Annotated in this window: 14 protein-coding genes and 7 tRNA genes; 5 read left to right on the top strand and 16 right to left on the bottom strand. The window is 38.5% G+C overall.

Going from position 1 to position 13,489, the window contains the following annotated elements:
- Positions 1 to 10 precede the first annotated feature (10 nt).
- Positions 11 to 211 (bottom strand): hypothetical protein, encoded by a 201-nt coding sequence (locus tag ACTNC6_RS08670; protein ID WP_441043877.1) that lies wholly within the window; start codon positions 209 to 211, stop codon positions 11 to 13.
- 223 nt (positions 212 to 434) lie between these two features.
- Here ACTNC6_RS08670 and ACTNC6_RS08665 point away from each other — a divergent pair, with 223 nt between their 5' ends.
- On the top strand, positions 435 to 911 hold the full coding sequence (locus ACTNC6_RS08665; RefSeq protein ID WP_441043876.1) for a helix-turn-helix domain-containing protein: 477 nt from the start codon (positions 435 to 437) through the stop codon (positions 909 to 911).
- A gap of 659 nt (positions 912 to 1,570) precedes the next feature.
- Here ACTNC6_RS08665 and ACTNC6_RS08660 read toward each other — a convergent pair.
- The 3 genes from ACTNC6_RS08660 to ACTNC6_RS08650 all read right to left on the bottom strand — a co-directional run bounded on the left by ACTNC6_RS08660 (position 1,571) and on the right by ACTNC6_RS08650 (position 3,964).
- Positions 1,571 to 2,071, bottom strand: a complete 501-nt coding sequence (locus ACTNC6_RS08660; RefSeq protein WP_161285928.1) for a hypothetical protein — start codon at positions 2,069 to 2,071, stop codon at positions 1,571 to 1,573.
- A gap of 20 nt (positions 2,072 to 2,091) precedes the next feature.
- Complete coding sequence (locus ACTNC6_RS08655; RefSeq protein ID WP_441043875.1) at positions 2,092 to 3,216, bottom strand: AAA family ATPase; 1,125 nt, start codon at positions 3,214 to 3,216, stop codon at positions 2,092 to 2,094.
- A gap of 124 nt (positions 3,217 to 3,340) precedes the next feature.
- Positions 3,341 to 3,964, bottom strand: a complete 624-nt coding sequence (locus ACTNC6_RS08650) for a HEPN family nuclease (protein ID WP_161285930.1) — start codon at positions 3,962 to 3,964, stop codon at positions 3,341 to 3,343.
- 272 nt (positions 3,965 to 4,236) lie between these two features.
- Here ACTNC6_RS08650 and ACTNC6_RS08645 point away from each other — a divergent pair, with 272 nt between their 5' ends.
- The 3 genes from ACTNC6_RS08645 (at position 4,237) to ACTNC6_RS08635 (ending at position 6,263) form a co-directional block, all read left to right on the top strand.
- The gene (locus ACTNC6_RS08645) at positions 4,237 to 4,386 is read left to right on the top strand and encodes a hypothetical protein (protein ID WP_441043874.1); all 150 of its coding nucleotides are present in this window, start codon (positions 4,237 to 4,239) and stop codon (positions 4,384 to 4,386) included.
- A 390-nt stretch (positions 4,387 to 4,776) separates the two neighbouring features.
- Positions 4,777 to 5,478, top strand: a complete 702-nt coding sequence (locus tag ACTNC6_RS08640) for a FadR/GntR family transcriptional regulator (protein ID WP_441043873.1) — start codon at positions 4,777 to 4,779, stop codon at positions 5,476 to 5,478.
- Positions 5,479 to 5,525: 47 nt separating this feature from the next.
- On the top strand, positions 5,526 to 6,263 hold the full coding sequence (locus ACTNC6_RS08635; RefSeq protein ID WP_173744133.1) for a class I SAM-dependent methyltransferase: 738 nt from the start codon (positions 5,526 to 5,528) through the stop codon (positions 6,261 to 6,263).
- A gap of 162 nt (positions 6,264 to 6,425) precedes the next feature.
- Here ACTNC6_RS08635 and bsh read toward each other — a convergent pair whose 3' ends face one another.
- The 4 genes from bsh to ACTNC6_RS08615 all read right to left on the bottom strand — a co-directional run bounded on the left by bsh (position 6,426) and on the right by ACTNC6_RS08615 (position 10,124).
- Positions 6,426 to 7,403 carry a choloylglycine hydrolase gene (bsh, locus tag ACTNC6_RS08630; protein ID WP_441043872.1) on the bottom strand — a complete coding sequence of 326 codons (978 nt, stop codon included), beginning with the start codon at positions 7,401 to 7,403 and terminating at the stop codon, positions 6,426 to 6,428.
- Positions 7,404 to 7,613: 210 nt separating this feature from the next.
- Complete coding sequence (locus tag ACTNC6_RS08625; RefSeq protein ID WP_441034235.1) at positions 7,614 to 8,375, bottom strand: creatininase family protein; 762 nt, start codon at positions 8,373 to 8,375, stop codon at positions 7,614 to 7,616.
- 21 nt (positions 8,376 to 8,396) lie between these two features.
- Entirely contained in the window at positions 8,397 to 9,875 is a 1,479-nt protein-coding gene (locus ACTNC6_RS08620; protein ID WP_441043871.1) for a sodium/pantothenate symporter, read from the bottom strand.
- Positions 9,876 to 10,124, bottom strand: coding sequence for a hypothetical protein (locus ACTNC6_RS08615; RefSeq protein WP_441034239.1), 249 nt, complete (start codon positions 10,122 to 10,124; stop codon positions 9,876 to 9,878).
- Positions 10,125 to 10,330: 206 nt separating this feature from the next.
- Here ACTNC6_RS08615 and ACTNC6_RS08610 point away from each other — a divergent pair, with 206 nt between their 5' ends.
- Positions 10,331 to 11,173: a MurR/RpiR family transcriptional regulator gene (locus ACTNC6_RS08610; RefSeq protein ID WP_441034241.1), complete on the top strand. Its 843-nt coding sequence runs from the start codon at positions 10,331 to 10,333 to the stop codon at positions 11,171 to 11,173.
- 116 nt (positions 11,174 to 11,289) lie between these two features.
- Here the strand turns inward: ACTNC6_RS08610 and iadA are convergent, their stop codons facing one another.
- The 8 genes from iadA to ACTNC6_RS08570 form a co-directional block, all read right to left on the bottom strand.
- The gene (gene iadA / locus ACTNC6_RS08605) at positions 11,290 to 12,429 is read right to left on the bottom strand and encodes a beta-aspartyl-peptidase (RefSeq protein ID WP_441043870.1); all 1,140 of its coding nucleotides are present in this window, start codon (positions 12,427 to 12,429) and stop codon (positions 11,290 to 11,292) included.
- Positions 12,430 to 12,700: 271 nt separating this feature from the next.
- Positions 12,701 to 12,786: transfer RNA gene (locus ACTNC6_RS08600), tRNA-Leu, on the bottom strand.
- A gap of 3 nt (positions 12,787 to 12,789) precedes the next feature.
- Positions 12,790 to 12,862: transfer RNA gene (locus ACTNC6_RS08595), tRNA-Val, on the bottom strand.
- A 37-nt stretch (positions 12,863 to 12,899) separates the two neighbouring features.
- Positions 12,900 to 12,973 (bottom strand) — tRNA-Asp (locus ACTNC6_RS08590).
- A gap of 14 nt (positions 12,974 to 12,987) precedes the next feature.
- A tRNA-Ile gene (locus ACTNC6_RS08585) sits at positions 12,988 to 13,061 on the bottom strand.
- Positions 13,062 to 13,065: 4 nt separating this feature from the next.
- Positions 13,066 to 13,138 (bottom strand) — tRNA-Thr (locus ACTNC6_RS08580).
- Between the two features lie 51 nt (positions 13,139 to 13,189).
- Positions 13,190 to 13,261 (bottom strand) — tRNA-Glu (locus ACTNC6_RS08575).
- A gap of 4 nt (positions 13,262 to 13,265) precedes the next feature.
- A tRNA-Asn gene (locus ACTNC6_RS08570) sits at positions 13,266 to 13,338 on the bottom strand.
- Positions 13,339 to 13,489: the final 151 nt, after the last annotated feature.

Raw genomic sequence — 13,489 nt, 5'->3', positions numbered from 1 at the left:
AATCACCGCCTTACTCAGAAATCTCATCCAAATACTTTCTGATTTTTGCCACATTCCAATACACTCTTCTACCAACACAAAATTTTGCACCTGCTGCCATACCAATCTGCGTTGCTGTCTGTCTTCCTGAATTCAGCATTTTCTGCAATCCAGCAGTATCAACACTTAATGCGTCTGAAAATGTACCTGGGTACGATGTCGTTTTTCTCATAAAAATACCTCTTCTTCCTGTCTGATTTTACATTGCGTTATGTGTTTCTTTATGCTATTATGGTAATATATTGTTTCGCAATTTGCAAACAACAGTTTCTGTTTCCTGTAAGGAAATTATAATTTGTTTTAGAATCTTTAAGAATGATTTAAAGATTTTTAGTTAGTCACACCGAAAAAACGAAACAAATTTTGTTTCAGTATTAAAAAAGGAGGTTTTTACTATGAAACGGAAAAATTATTATGGAGCAGAATGTGCCAAAAGGTTAGACTCACTTATGACAGAACTTGATATTAAAGCCCCAACACTTGCTGAATTATCTCATTACTCTTCTCAACAAATCCGCAATTTCCGTAATTTTCGAAGACCAATGACAATCGAGGCAGCCCACTCAATAGCTCCTATTTTAGGAGTGCGACCAGAATATTTATTATGTGAGGATAACTGTAAAACACCAGAAGAGTTTAATAAAGCTACCCAAAAAAGAAAATTTAGCAATTTGCTTAATATGGAAATTTCATCCAGCATCACACGGCTAGTTCATTTAATTGGCGAAAATCTTGAAAATCAAAATGAAAATAGTTCTATTTCAGACAATGATCTACATGAATTTCATCAGGATATTTCAGATTACATTCAAATGCGTACAGAAAAATGGTTACTACCCAGACTCAAAGAAAAGCAGAATCCAGAAACATAAAGAAAAAGCACCCAATACTTCCTGATTTCCCCTTAAGTAGCTCCGGTTATTTACCCTGTCTACTTAAGAGGCATCATGTCATAAGGCATTGAGTGCTTTATTGTATATTCGCTATATTAAAAAAACAGCCTCGCGAAAGACTGCTTGTGAAAATACTTAATAATACTCTTGAGGCAGTAGCAGACTAGCCACTACACTTGCAATCACTGCATGAACTGTTACTATAAAACCATTAATTACCATAGGCATCACCCTTTCAAAGAAAGTCTGGCACACTACATGTGTAGGTGCATACAAATAAACTACATACAAAATACTGTCTACGACAATCATAGCAATGGCTAAGCCACATCTGCCATCAGAGTTTCCTACTCCCTCAAAAATACTATATATTTATTATAGCATAAACCGCTTCATAATTCTACAAAATATCTTCGCAAAACATATCACTCATAAACTTTATCGTCCTACTGTAAAAAAAGCCGGAACCTGTTACAGCTCCAGCCCATTTTAATTCATTATAATGTTCCCTACAAAGAAATTCCAAAAACCCATACTATTTTCGCTCGCCTCTTAACAAAAAGTTTTACTTCTCATAAATTTCAAGCATCCCTCAGCAATATCCTCCAAATACTATCCTATGTACAAAAAGAATATCTTTATATTTTAATTTCATTAGAATTATTTTGAATTTCTTTATAAATACCATTGTCTGTTTGAATCCAAAACTTTTTCATGTCAAATCCCTTTTTTTCTAATTTCTTTCCAAATGCCTTTTCTTTTCTCATATCATGTTTAAAATCACTATTAGATTTGCTTCCTGTTAGTTCTTTTACATCTTTAATGTTACAACTTCTTTTTAGCTCATCTTCTAAACATTTTACTTGTGTGATACATAAGACCTTTTTTATTGATTTTTGCTTTTTTAAAAATTCAATATTTTTCTTTAATATATCAATATTTCCAGCATCTGTATCAAAAACCAATACTACCACTGTCCCCATTTTCAAAGACATTACCCTGAGATTAGTAAATTGCTCTGAAACAACATTGAATTTTTCTATTTTTCCAGGCTCTATTAATCGCAATTCAGTCTTCAGTACTTTAACTATTTTTTCTTCATCTTCGCCTTCAACATAATACTGATAATTTTTCCCCATTGTATACCCTCTTTTGCATTTTACTTCAATTTTTCCAATTCATAAATAAGTTCCATACTTGGCGCCACTGAAAACAAATCATTCTCAGCTGCATTTTTTACTGAATCGGTACTTCTTTTCAGAAAATCAGAAACATTTATACATTTTATAGTTTCCATATCATCATTCGTATCTTTTTTGAAAAATGTAAAGGTATGCTTAGGAAGTGGTAAATCAAGGATATCTGTATTATGTGTCGTGAAAAACAGCTGATCATTTCCCTTCAAACATTGAATCATTAACGTTAGAAAAGCTTTTTCTATATCTGTATGTATATATGAAAATTTTTCATCACAATAGTAAAATCCATTTTCACCATTAATAATGGCTGTTAACATACCTGCTACAGCTATTCCCGCTTTAGTCCCGCTAGACAACGTATCTGCTTTTGTCAACTCTCCATCTTGTATTATAACATCTTGATTTTTCATTCTTATAACAAAAGAATTTTTTACATCCCGCAGTTTTTCAACTTTAATAATTGATGTATCTAATGCTTTTAGAGTATTTTCCAAAACTGTTAAATATTTCTGGCTATTATAATATGTGTCGTATCTATAAACACCGCCAAAATCTACAGGATATTCAAATAACCATGATAATCCCTTTATCTTTCCCAGTTCTTCAACAAAATTTTTTTTCATATTACAATTCTGTTCATCCAACCGTTTGCTACAGCTCTCATAGCTATCTTTAACACCTATTTTTACATTATTTACACAAATACTAACATCTGTCTCTTTATATTTTTCTTCTGTTTTAGGAGCAATTTGAGTGATTATTCTATATAAAGAATCTCCATCATAAGTTACAAAATCCATTGAAAATGTTGCTTTCTTATGTGTATCACAAATTACACCGGTTATTTTTTCCATTTCTTTTTTATCCATAAAGTTAAATATATTCATTAGCATTCTACCCAAAGAAGTTTTCCCTGACGCATTAGCTCCCATAATTATATTTACTTTTTTATATCTAAAATTAGGATGATCTTTTAAAAATTCTTCTTCAATATAGGAATTTACTATTTTTTTTGGATAAGACATATTCATGTGAAAGTTCTTAAATGCCATAAAATTATCTAACCTTATATCCATCACTATCATCTTATGTTCCTCCCGTTTTTTTATTTCGCAAATCACGAAGCAATCCTCCACTTCTATACTATAACTATACTACACACTTGAAATATATTCAAATTAATTTTATAAAATATATTCATATATATTATTACTTAGAACCATTGCTTAAAACCATTCTTTCTTTTATTGCCCTTTTCTTTTCACAAATGTCATATTCTTTTATAAGATCAGCAATTCTAGTCATAATCTTAATAAGCTGATCTATAGTAAATCTCGCTTCAAATGTAAATGGTTTTTGTTCATTTGGCCTATCTTTCAACACAACAGTAGTATTTTTCAATATTCTACTAGCAGCCGTATATTCTTCCGGAAAATTAATATCAACATAAAAATGCGCAACTGCATTTCGAATTCTTTTCATGCAATTTTTCAAATTTCTTTCTTCCACTTTGATTTTCCAACTTGAATCATTTCCAAACCATTCGCAAATCTCCATAGAATCCATCGAAATTTGCGGTAATAATGTTTTATATTTTTCACAAGGAATCACAATACCACAGTACAATGTCCTAATTAAATTCATTCCTAAATTAATATTATAATTATCTGATTTCCGCGCTCCACGTTTCCATTTTTCAAAAAAATCACTTACAGACAATGGTTGCTCCGTTTGATTCCATAATACAGAATCTAAATTCATTAACAAACTAAATGTATCCAAATTGTTATCAAGCATTTCAACATAATATCCATGATTCATTTCGTTGTCCATAACAGCCTCCACTTTAATAATCATTATAATTCTATACTACATTTTATTTTTTACAGTTCTCTCTGTAATTCTATTTTTTGCGTCTTGTTACTAATTATACCTCATTCCGCGATTTTTCTTTCTCACCGGGGTAAAAAACAGGGTAAATTCAAAAACACATTCTCTTTATGTCCCGTAATTGCGTACAATTTTGTATACAATATTAATTTCAAAGGTAAAAAACAATAAAAAAGTGCCTGATATGGACACCTTACCAGAGAGGAGTGATCATTATGAGTACTTATGAAGAATTGCAAATTATACTTGCAACTGCTTTACTCATCGTTGCAATTTTGACTTATACATATAAAAAAATAGCTGTCCTGTTCTTTGGCGAGAATGACAGCTATTTTTTACTAATCTTATTTCGCCGGGTCGGGTGATCTGCACTCACTTTCCGGCTCCCTTGTTAAGTATATTATGCGAACTGCAAAAATATTTGTCAAATCGTATTTTACCAACACATATCTATTGCGTTTTCATACCCCACAGCTTACCCCAATTTTTACCCCACAAACTGATTTTTACCCCACGAGCAAAACTTAATATGTGATAAACACTGACAAAATCCTTTTTATAAATTTATCCAGCAAAATCAAGACTTTCGGGGATTTTAAAAATGTAAATAATGACACAAGATAAAAACAGATAAAAGATATGAAATAAAAAAATAAAATTTATAAAAAAACCGCAAATATATCACATCATAAGTTATAATGTAAGTATTCCATATCCAAAAGAAAATTAGATATTTAATATACGGGAGAAAATTTATGTTTAGAAAAATAGACAGAACTAATACTTTTAATGACGTATTAAAACAGATCATAGAGCAAATCCAGACCGGGGAATTAAAGCCCGGAGATGCCTTGCCTGCCGAACGTATCCTGGCCGAAGAACTGGGGATTTCCAGACCTGCCCTGCGCGAAGTGCTAAAAGCTCTTTCTCTTCTGGGAATCACAGTCAGCGTGCATGGAGGCGCCAACTATATTGCAACAGATCTAAGCAGCTGCCTTACAGGCCCATTATCCATCATCTTTCAAATGTATAACAGCAAAATTCAGGACGCCGTTTCCCTTCGTGGTGCTCTTGAAGCCAAAGCAGCCTATCTGGCTGCCCAAAACTGCAGTCAGCTAGATGCAGCGGAACTTCAATTGATCATTGCCAAGCTGGACAGTACTGATGACGAAACCCTTCGAAGTGATCTGGACCGCGATCTTCACTTTAAAATTGCACAGATTGCAGATAATCCTCTTATTTTCAGCGTGATGAATGCTTCCTCCCAGCTCACAGAAAATATGATCGTGGGAATTCGTTCACATTTTATGCAAAAAGATGAAGATTCTCCGGAAATTGATTCCCAACATACAAGACTTGTAGCAGCCATTACTACAAACAATCCCTCTCTGGCAGAACAGATCATGAGTGAACATATGCAAACCATTGAACGGCTGCTGAAGGAAATCACAGAATAAACATTGTTCCAATCCTTAAACATTAATAAAAAAGCGAGAAGAAAACTATGAATAATAAAATCGTAGTCTGTATAGGCAAAGGCGGTCAGAAAGATATGGCAGAATCCTTTTCCAGACGTACCGGCTCCCCTATCGTAAATAAACCCGGAGATTACCTGACCGTTTTATTTGATTCCAAAGGAGTATCTCTATCCGGTTTCGGTCTCAGCTATCAGGGAGATTTTGAAAATATGCTTCATCGTGTGACCAATGGACGTCTTCAGCATGAGATGCTGGCCAAGGCAGTCAAAACAGATCAGGAAAATCTTAAGGCCATTGACGCAACTGCCGGCATGGGCGAAGACAGCCTGCTTCTGGCAGCCTGTGGATATCAGGTAACACTTTATGAGCAAAATCCTGTAATTGCCATTCTGCTCAAAGATGCTCTCCGCCGTGCCAAAAAAAATACTGTCCTAAAGGATATTGTATCCCGCATGCAGCTTGTAGAGGGGGATAGCATTGAACATTTGAATAAGCGACTGGATCCTGTGGATGTCATCTATCTGGACCCTATGTTTCCCGGACGGCAGAAATCCGGCCTGATCAACAAAAAGCTCCAGCTTATCCAGAAACTGGAACCTCCCTGTTCTAAGGAAACAGCTCTTTTTGATGCAGCTATGGCAGCACAGCCTTCCAAAATCATTGTAAAACGTCCTCTGAAAAGTCCATACCTGGATGAAAGAGTTCCTTCCTACTCCCTAAAGGGCAAGGCAATCCGTTATGACTGTTACTCTCCATACAAATAGACTTAAAAAAGCATTGTTCCACACCATGAGCCAGCAACGTTTCTGGATGTTTCTTCCATGTATGATCATAATCGCCAGCATATTTGGCTATTTTTCAACCCATTTTATCGACCATCCTGCTTCCTAAATAAGTCACGGAACAGTTACTCGGTTATAAAAATATTATCTGTTTTGAAATTTAATTTGTTCTCCCTGAATCAGCGGATAGCAGACCAATTTATCACTGTCCAGATTTTCCATGTGCATATCTACCCCGCTGATCTGATGATTTTCATACGTATTATAATAATAAATCCCTTTCGTAGTATTACAACAGGAAGTGTATAAGGTAATCTCATACTTTCCGTCGGAAACCTCACAACAGCCACGCTGCTGATCTACAGACCCGAGGATATGGAAAAACTGACTGACGCTTTCCTCCTCTGATTCACCGGAAAAAGCATTTGCTTTTGTAAATGCCACACGTACAAAACGAGAAGCCGAAGAAAGATCTCCCGGAAGCCCAAGGGCTCCCATTCCACGGCTGTATGCATTGAGAGGGAGATTACTGCCAAATGTATTCACGGGTTGTTTCGGTGAAAGGTGCATATAGTTATTCAATTGAAACATTTGCTGTGGGAAAGGCGGGTTGTTTGTGAGAACACCAATCGGGTTATCATAAACATGAAGACCATCAGACATAGATTCTACTGTAATAGCTTCCTTTTCATCAGCAATGATCCAATGCAGTTGGGCTAAAGGAAATTGTTCACTGAAAAGAGTATTCACTATATTAATATAATCAAGTTTTTCCCGAACCTCTGTTACAGAAGAACACTGACTTAGAATCCAGGGAATAAATTCAAACTGTGCAATGTTATCCCCTTCTGTCTGAACTTCAGAATAAGAAGCATTCCCCACAAAATTAAGTCCTGCCATGCCAAGCCCTTTTTCATTAACGGCATCATAATACAGAGGATAATCATCTGCTACATGGGCCATCCCAATAATTGCATAATGATTTGTCAAGTCACCGACATGCCGAAAATGAAACGGGTAGTTGCGCGGTGTAACAGTAACCTGATCACCATAAGAAAATTCATAATCCAGAGTTCTTCCGAAATAAAAATCTTTTGTTTTATAAGTTGCAGCTGTACACATGATCATTTCCTCCTTAACTTCTTTTTTATTATAGCCAACAATCATAATAAAAATCAATAATTTTTACATAGATAAGTAAAAACTATTGATTTCGTTTATTTATATAACATAAAAAGATACCACTCAGCTATCTTTTCATGTCTGAGTGGTATCCCTTCGGATTTCTATCTATTAAAGTTTTAAATCAAGAGTAGCTGCTCCGCAGTTTTATTAAACAGACAGTTTCATCTGCTTCATTTCTTCCAGGAAATCACGGATATAGGATACTGCCAGATCCAAAGCTTCCTGTCCAAGTTCTGCTGAAGAATCCTTCGGATCAAAAGGTCCAAACCAGCCGCTTGGAGCAATTTCTTTGGTATCTCTCACAAGACGTACGATACCACCCTTGAAATTAACTGCCTGGATATAAGCCGCTTTCATATTCTCAGAAGGATCCTGTGCATTGATAGGCTTGCTAAGTTCCAGATGTACTGATTCCGGAGCAATTGCCATCATAGCTGAGGTCTCCAGAACATCACCATGGCCGCCTTCAAACTTCTTGTCCAGCTGAGCTACCAGACTCCACCAGTCTACGCTGGCACATACACCACCTTTATGATATACCTCCAGAGCTGCCCGGTCAATGGATGGAGTATTGCCGCCATGGCCATTCAGAATTACAAAACGTTTTGCGCCATGCTGCATCAGAGAATCCATGATGCCATGCAGAACCATGTAAAGTCCTTCATAACCAATATTAATGCTTCCCTCAAAGCTTAAGTGATAAGGACATACACCGTAAGGAACAGTAGGTGCTACGATTACATTTTCTATATCCTCCACATGATCTGCCAGATAGGACGGTACCATAAAATCCGTTCCCAACGCACTCTGCGTTCCGTGCTGCTCAGTGCTTCCTACCGGAATCACAATAATCGGATCCTTTTTAAAAGCTTCTTTTGCCTGTGCTGTAGTCATTTTTGCAAGATACATTTCAAATACACCTCCTGATTTTTATGCAATAAAGTGACGATCAATAGTCTCCTGCGGCGGAGTTTTTGTAAATTTACTTACGACGATCATTACAATAGAAGCAATGATGGTAGTCGGGAACAATGCATGGAAGCCCATAGCCAGCGCTTTGACTGACGGATTCAGAGTAAAGAGCAACAGGGAAATAATACCTACAATAACTGCTGCGACTGCTCCCTTCGCTGTTGCTTTCTTCCAATAAATTCCAAACAGAATCGGCACTACAAAAATTGCCATTCCGGAAAATGCAAACAGGTTAATTTCAAAAATACTGCCTGGCTGGAATACACCAAAGCAAATTACGATGATACCGATAATTACAGTTACTACCTTGGACAACTTCATAACAGTCTCATCTGTAGCATCCTTATTGATAATCTTCTGATAAATATCACGGGTAACAGCACCGGTAGTCGTTACCAGAATACCATCGATTGTGGACATACCTGCTGCCACAATACCTGCGATGAAAATGGAAGCCAAGAAAGGATTCATGCCTCTCTGCAGAATCATAGGAATAATCTGATCTGCCTTCTCAATATTCTGAATGGAAGCAATACCATTTACACCGGCCCACTCAATCAGAGTTGCAGAGAAAAACATACCTGCAGTACCAAGAAGAATTGCTTTGAACATGGTCTTATGATCCTTCATGGCAAAGAACTTGGTAAACAGGTGAGGCTGTCCCATGGTAAAGAACGACCATAGCACAATGTTGGATACATAATAAGTCCAAGGCATATAACCGTTAGCACCCGGGAAGGTCAGATAAGCCTCATTCATACTCTGAAGTGTATGGTTAATGTTAGAGAAACCTCCACCCATTACTACAGATACAATAAATGTAACCACTGCAGTAGCAATCATCAGAGATCCCTGGATAACGTCCGTCATCATGGCACCTTTCATACCACCGCTCATACAGTAGAGAATAACGATAATACCCATTCCCACAACACCTACCCATTCAGGCAGTCCGGTAAATACATGTACAATAACACCTGCTCCGATAATCTGTGCGCCCATCATCGGAACCAGGAAGAAGAGCATCATTACGCCCAAAACACCGCTCATATTCTTGGAGTGATAACGGTCTGTCAGGTAATCGGCCATAGTCAGGAAACCATATTTATGACCAAGAGTAATCAGCTTACGGCCAATAAGAAGAGCCGGAAGAATCATACAGAACACAGCTCCAGGTACAGAGATAGCCATTCCTGCATAGCCTACGCCATAAATGGTTCCCGGTGTACCAAGAAAGGTTCCCATAGAAAACTGGGTTGAGAAATATGCAATACCACTTACTAATACACCAGCCTTTCCGCTCAATACGAAGAAATCGCCAATGCTATTCGTCTTACGTCCTGCATACCAACCAATAAATGCCATAATTCCAAGATAAAGTACTAACACTGTATAGAAAGGAATTGGTGATGGCTGAATTACTGCTGCTCCATTCATTTATTTGTCCTCCTCATCATAAGTGTGATATTCTTTTCTCTTCATACACATGCGGTAATAGATAACAATCAGCGCAAATGTAATGGCAGTGTGAACAATCCATCCGAATATATAAAGCGGAACACCACCAAATGCGGGAATATACGTCTCGCTGTAGAAAAACGGGAACGGAATCATAATGAATACAAACATAACCAGAAAAATAATCAACCATGTCCGTTCGAAGTGTTTCTCAAAAAGTTTCTTCATAGCCTTTTTCCTCCTTTTTTCTCGAAAGAAAATCATGTAATATATTAATTAAAGATTCTTTCGATTTTTTTGTTAAGTATATACTTTACTTTATATTTTTTATTATACATGTTATAATATTTTTGTAAAGTTTTTACTTAAATTTTTATGAAAAAAATCTAAAATTTTGCATGAACCATGCAGAGAAAGGACATTGTATAATATATATGGATATTTTAGAGCATCTCCAGGAACTTTATCCTACCCTGACGAAAAAGCAGAAAACCATTGCAGATTATCTGATCGCCAATTTGGAGGAAATTAGCTACATTACACTGGCACAGCTGAGCCATCAGACCGGTACCTCAGAGCTGACTTTGCTCCGTTTTTGCCAGAAGCTGGGCTGCTCCAGCTTTCTGGACTTAAAGGAGCAGTTCCGGGACTATACCCAGAAAATGATTAAACAGGCCTCCTCTTCTTCCTTTTTTCTGCCGGAGCGCATCTCAGGCGAAGCCTCCGAACGAGAACGGATCCTTCATGAAATCTGCAATACAGAGGCTACAGTTTTCTCTGATTTTATTGCTAACATCAATCTGGAATCTGTGATAAAGGCTTCTGATGAAATCCGAAAAAGCAGCCGTATCTACATTTTTGCCCATGATATTTCCCTGGTACCCGGTAAATTTCTGCAGGGTCGTCTGGAAATCCTGTACCTTAATGCTGTGTTGATTGATTTATCAGATCTGGAATTGACCCAGAAGACTATCCAACAGCTGACTGATGGTGATCTGGTAATCTTTTTCTCTTTCCCCCGTTATTATTTTCCTATTGGAAATATTGCTAAAAAAGCGGCAAAATCAGGTGTACCGATTCTGACCATCACCGACAGTGATACTTCTCCGGCGGCAGCACACAGCACACTTTTGCTGCTTTGCCCCACCTCTACGAAGCTATTTTACAACTCCATGACCGTGCCCATGGCCATGCTCAATATTCTGGCTTCCTGTCTCGTCATCGACAGTGTATCGCCAGCAGAACGTCAGATCTTTATTGATACCTTGCCATCCTGATTTCCAGACAAAAAAACCGGATATACAGGTTTCCCGCAGGAAACCACATATCCGGTTTCGTTTTTATTCTCTTTTCATAGCTGTTCGATTTCTGACCAGTTACCTCTTTTTATCTTTTATTTCTCGTAAGTTCCTTTTCGGAGTACCTCTCCATGCTTCATAAAGATCTCTCCCCTTGCCACATAGGTATCCAGCGTCAGGTTCTGATCAAACAACAACAGATCTGCATCGGCCCCTTCTGCCACAATTCCCTTGATTCCCTGTAAATCCAGGCTCTCCGCCACCTGACAGGTCATATAAGGCAATGCTTCCTCCAGATTCATTCCAAGGGCCTGCACCATATATTTCAACTCTTTATAAAGCGCATCCACACCAGACACACCTATCTCTAAAAGGCTGCCATCCTCAGCATAATTAGACCAGCTTCCATGTCCGTCAGAGCTCATGGTAATATGCTCTGTAGGCAATCCCCGCTTTTTCGCCTCCAGAACACATTCTCCCGGTGAAGTGTGCATACCACAAGTCAGATCAATATAGCCTCCCTGACTTAAAAATTCATATCCATCCTCCAACAGCTTTTCATTCCGGTTCACGTGAGTGGGTCGGAAAATCCGTACGGGAACGGAGCTCTCCTCCAGTGCCCGGAATACCGGAGTCAGACCAGCCTTGTCATCTCCCATATGAAGCACCACAATGCCTGGTTTTCCACTGAGCATTCCCGCCACACGGGCTTTGCTTGCAATCTGAATCAGCTGATCCTCCGTCACATTAGGTGCCCTGTGATCAGAAATTGCCAGCTTCACACCCAGAATCTCCTTCACAAATACAATATCTCGATCTATCTCGCCTGTGAGCGTCGGGCTGGGATATCCGTAAGCACCTGTAAGCATATAAGCACTCACGCCCTCTTCACAAAGTACCCGGGTCTTTGCGTAAAGATTGTCCACACTCCTGGTAATACCATCTGTGCCCAGAAGTCCCACCACTGTTGTGATACCGTTCTCTACCAGCTCCGACATCTGTAATTCCGGTGTCCGCGTATGAAAACTTCCCTCTCCGCCGCCCCCGGTAATATGTACATGCTGATCTAAAAATCCGGGTGTAAGAATTTTTCCTTCTGCATCCAGTATCTCACATTCCACAGGCAGTTCTCCGATGGAATCCTGTATACATTCAATCTTTCCTCCGCAAATCAAAAGATCTTTTTTTCCGAGATATTCCGGTGCGTAAACCTCTGCATTCTTTACCAATAACATAACTATTCCTCTTTTTCCTGTAGCTGTTCATTACACAAGTACTTTAAGCGGTTCTGAACAGTTACTTTTCCTTTTTTATTTGGTTTCTACTCCAAGTATATACGATGGAACCTGTTTTGTCCATGCAAGTTATTGTTATAAAATACTTAAATGTATTTTTAACTTCCAGTTGGCAAGAGTAATAAAAAATCAAGAGAAGTGTGTTCAAAACCTATAAGCAAAAAAACAAGAGAAACGCTGTAAAACTAACGTTTCTCCCATTTTATAATCATGCCGCAGACCGGAATCGAACCGGTACGGGTATCACTACCCACGGGATTTTAAGTCCCGGGCGTCTGCCAGTTCCGCCACTGCGGCATATGGAACCTATAGGGCTCGAACCTATGACCCTCTGCTTGTAAGGCAGATGCTCTCCCAGCTGAGCTAAGATTCCATATTTCTTATGCAATTACCTCGTCAGCAAATGCTAACGACCCAGAAGAGACTCGAACTCTCGACCTTCGCCGTGACAGGGCGACGCTCTAACCAACTGAGCCACTGGGCCAAAATAATAACAAATGGACCTTCGGGGACTCGAACCCAGGACCGACCGGTTATGAGCCGGTTGCTCTAACCAACTGAGCTAAAGGTCCAAAAAGCCGATGATCGGACTCGAACCGATAACCTGCTGATTACAAATCAGCTGCTCTGCCAATTGAGCCACATCGGCATATCACTTGTCAGAATCAAGCCTCAGAAAATCACATCTACATTATTTAAATGACTCCAAGGGGATTTGAACCCCTGTTACCGCCGTGAAAGGGCGGTGTCTTAACCGCTTGACCATGGAGCCAAAACTCCCCCTGTTGGACTCGAACCAACGACACTGCGGTTAACAGCCGCATGCTCTACCGACTGAGCTAAGGAGGAATAAAGGTTTTGCACCTTCAAAACTACATACATGTTGACATTTCCTTGAGAATTAACTTCCTGCGTTGCCGATTGAGTATTGTACTCCGCGGGGGTCACTTCGTGACTTCGTCACTCAGTGTCATTTGCTTCGCAAATGTCCAGTCTGTAT

It is taken from the genome of Blautia sp. HCP3S3_C4 (assembly GCF_052064095.1).
Classification (GTDB): Bacteria; Bacillota; Clostridia; order Lachnospirales; family Lachnospiraceae; genus Blautia_A.
The sequence above is the reverse complement of the archived record's forward strand: the minus strand, read 5'-3'. Positions and strand labels throughout refer to the sequence as shown.

What these genes read in the sequence shown, in the direction of transcription:
- ACTNC6_RS08670 (WP_441043877.1), bottom strand. Translation starts at nt 211, where the DNA reads ATGAGAAAAACGACATCGTACCCAGGTACATTTTCAGACGCATTAAGT.
- ACTNC6_RS08665 (WP_441043876.1), top strand. Translation starts at nt 435, where the DNA reads ATGAAACGGAAAAATTATTATGGAGCAGAATGTGCCAAAAGGTTAGAC.
- ACTNC6_RS08660 (WP_161285928.1), bottom strand. Translation starts at nt 2,071, where the DNA reads ATGGGGAAAAATTATCAGTATTATGTTGAAGGCGAAGATGAAGAAAAA.
- ACTNC6_RS08655 (WP_441043875.1), bottom strand. Translation starts at nt 3,216, where the DNA reads ATGATAGTGATGGATATAAGGTTAGATAATTTTATGGCATTTAAGAAC.
- ACTNC6_RS08650 (WP_161285930.1), bottom strand. Translation starts at nt 3,964, where the DNA reads ATGGACAACGAAATGAATCATGGATATTATGTTGAAATGCTTGATAAC.
- ACTNC6_RS08645 (WP_441043874.1), top strand. Translation starts at nt 4,237, where the DNA reads ATGAGTACTTATGAAGAATTGCAAATTATACTTGCAACTGCTTTACTC.
- ACTNC6_RS08640 (WP_441043873.1), top strand. Translation starts at nt 4,777, where the DNA reads ATGTTTAGAAAAATAGACAGAACTAATACTTTTAATGACGTATTAAAA.
- ACTNC6_RS08635 (WP_173744133.1), top strand. Translation starts at nt 5,526, where the DNA reads ATGAATAATAAAATCGTAGTCTGTATAGGCAAAGGCGGTCAGAAAGAT.
- bsh (WP_441043872.1), bottom strand. Translation starts at nt 7,403, where the DNA reads ATGTGTACAGCTGCAACTTATAAAACAAAAGATTTTTATTTCGGAAGA.
- ACTNC6_RS08625 (WP_441034235.1), bottom strand. Translation starts at nt 8,375, where the DNA reads ATGTATCTTGCAAAAATGACTACAGCACAGGCAAAAGAAGCTTTTAAA.
- ACTNC6_RS08620 (WP_441043871.1), bottom strand. Translation starts at nt 9,875, where the DNA reads ATGAATGGAGCAGCAGTAATTCAGCCATCACCAATTCCTTTCTATACA.
- ACTNC6_RS08615 (WP_441034239.1), bottom strand. Translation starts at nt 10,124, where the DNA reads ATGAAGAAACTTTTTGAGAAACACTTCGAACGGACATGGTTGATTATT.
- ACTNC6_RS08610 (WP_441034241.1), top strand. Translation starts at nt 10,331, where the DNA reads ATGGATATTTTAGAGCATCTCCAGGAACTTTATCCTACCCTGACGAAA.
- iadA (WP_441043870.1), bottom strand. Translation starts at nt 12,429, where the DNA reads ATGTTATTGGTAAAGAATGCAGAGGTTTACGCACCGGAATATCTCGGA.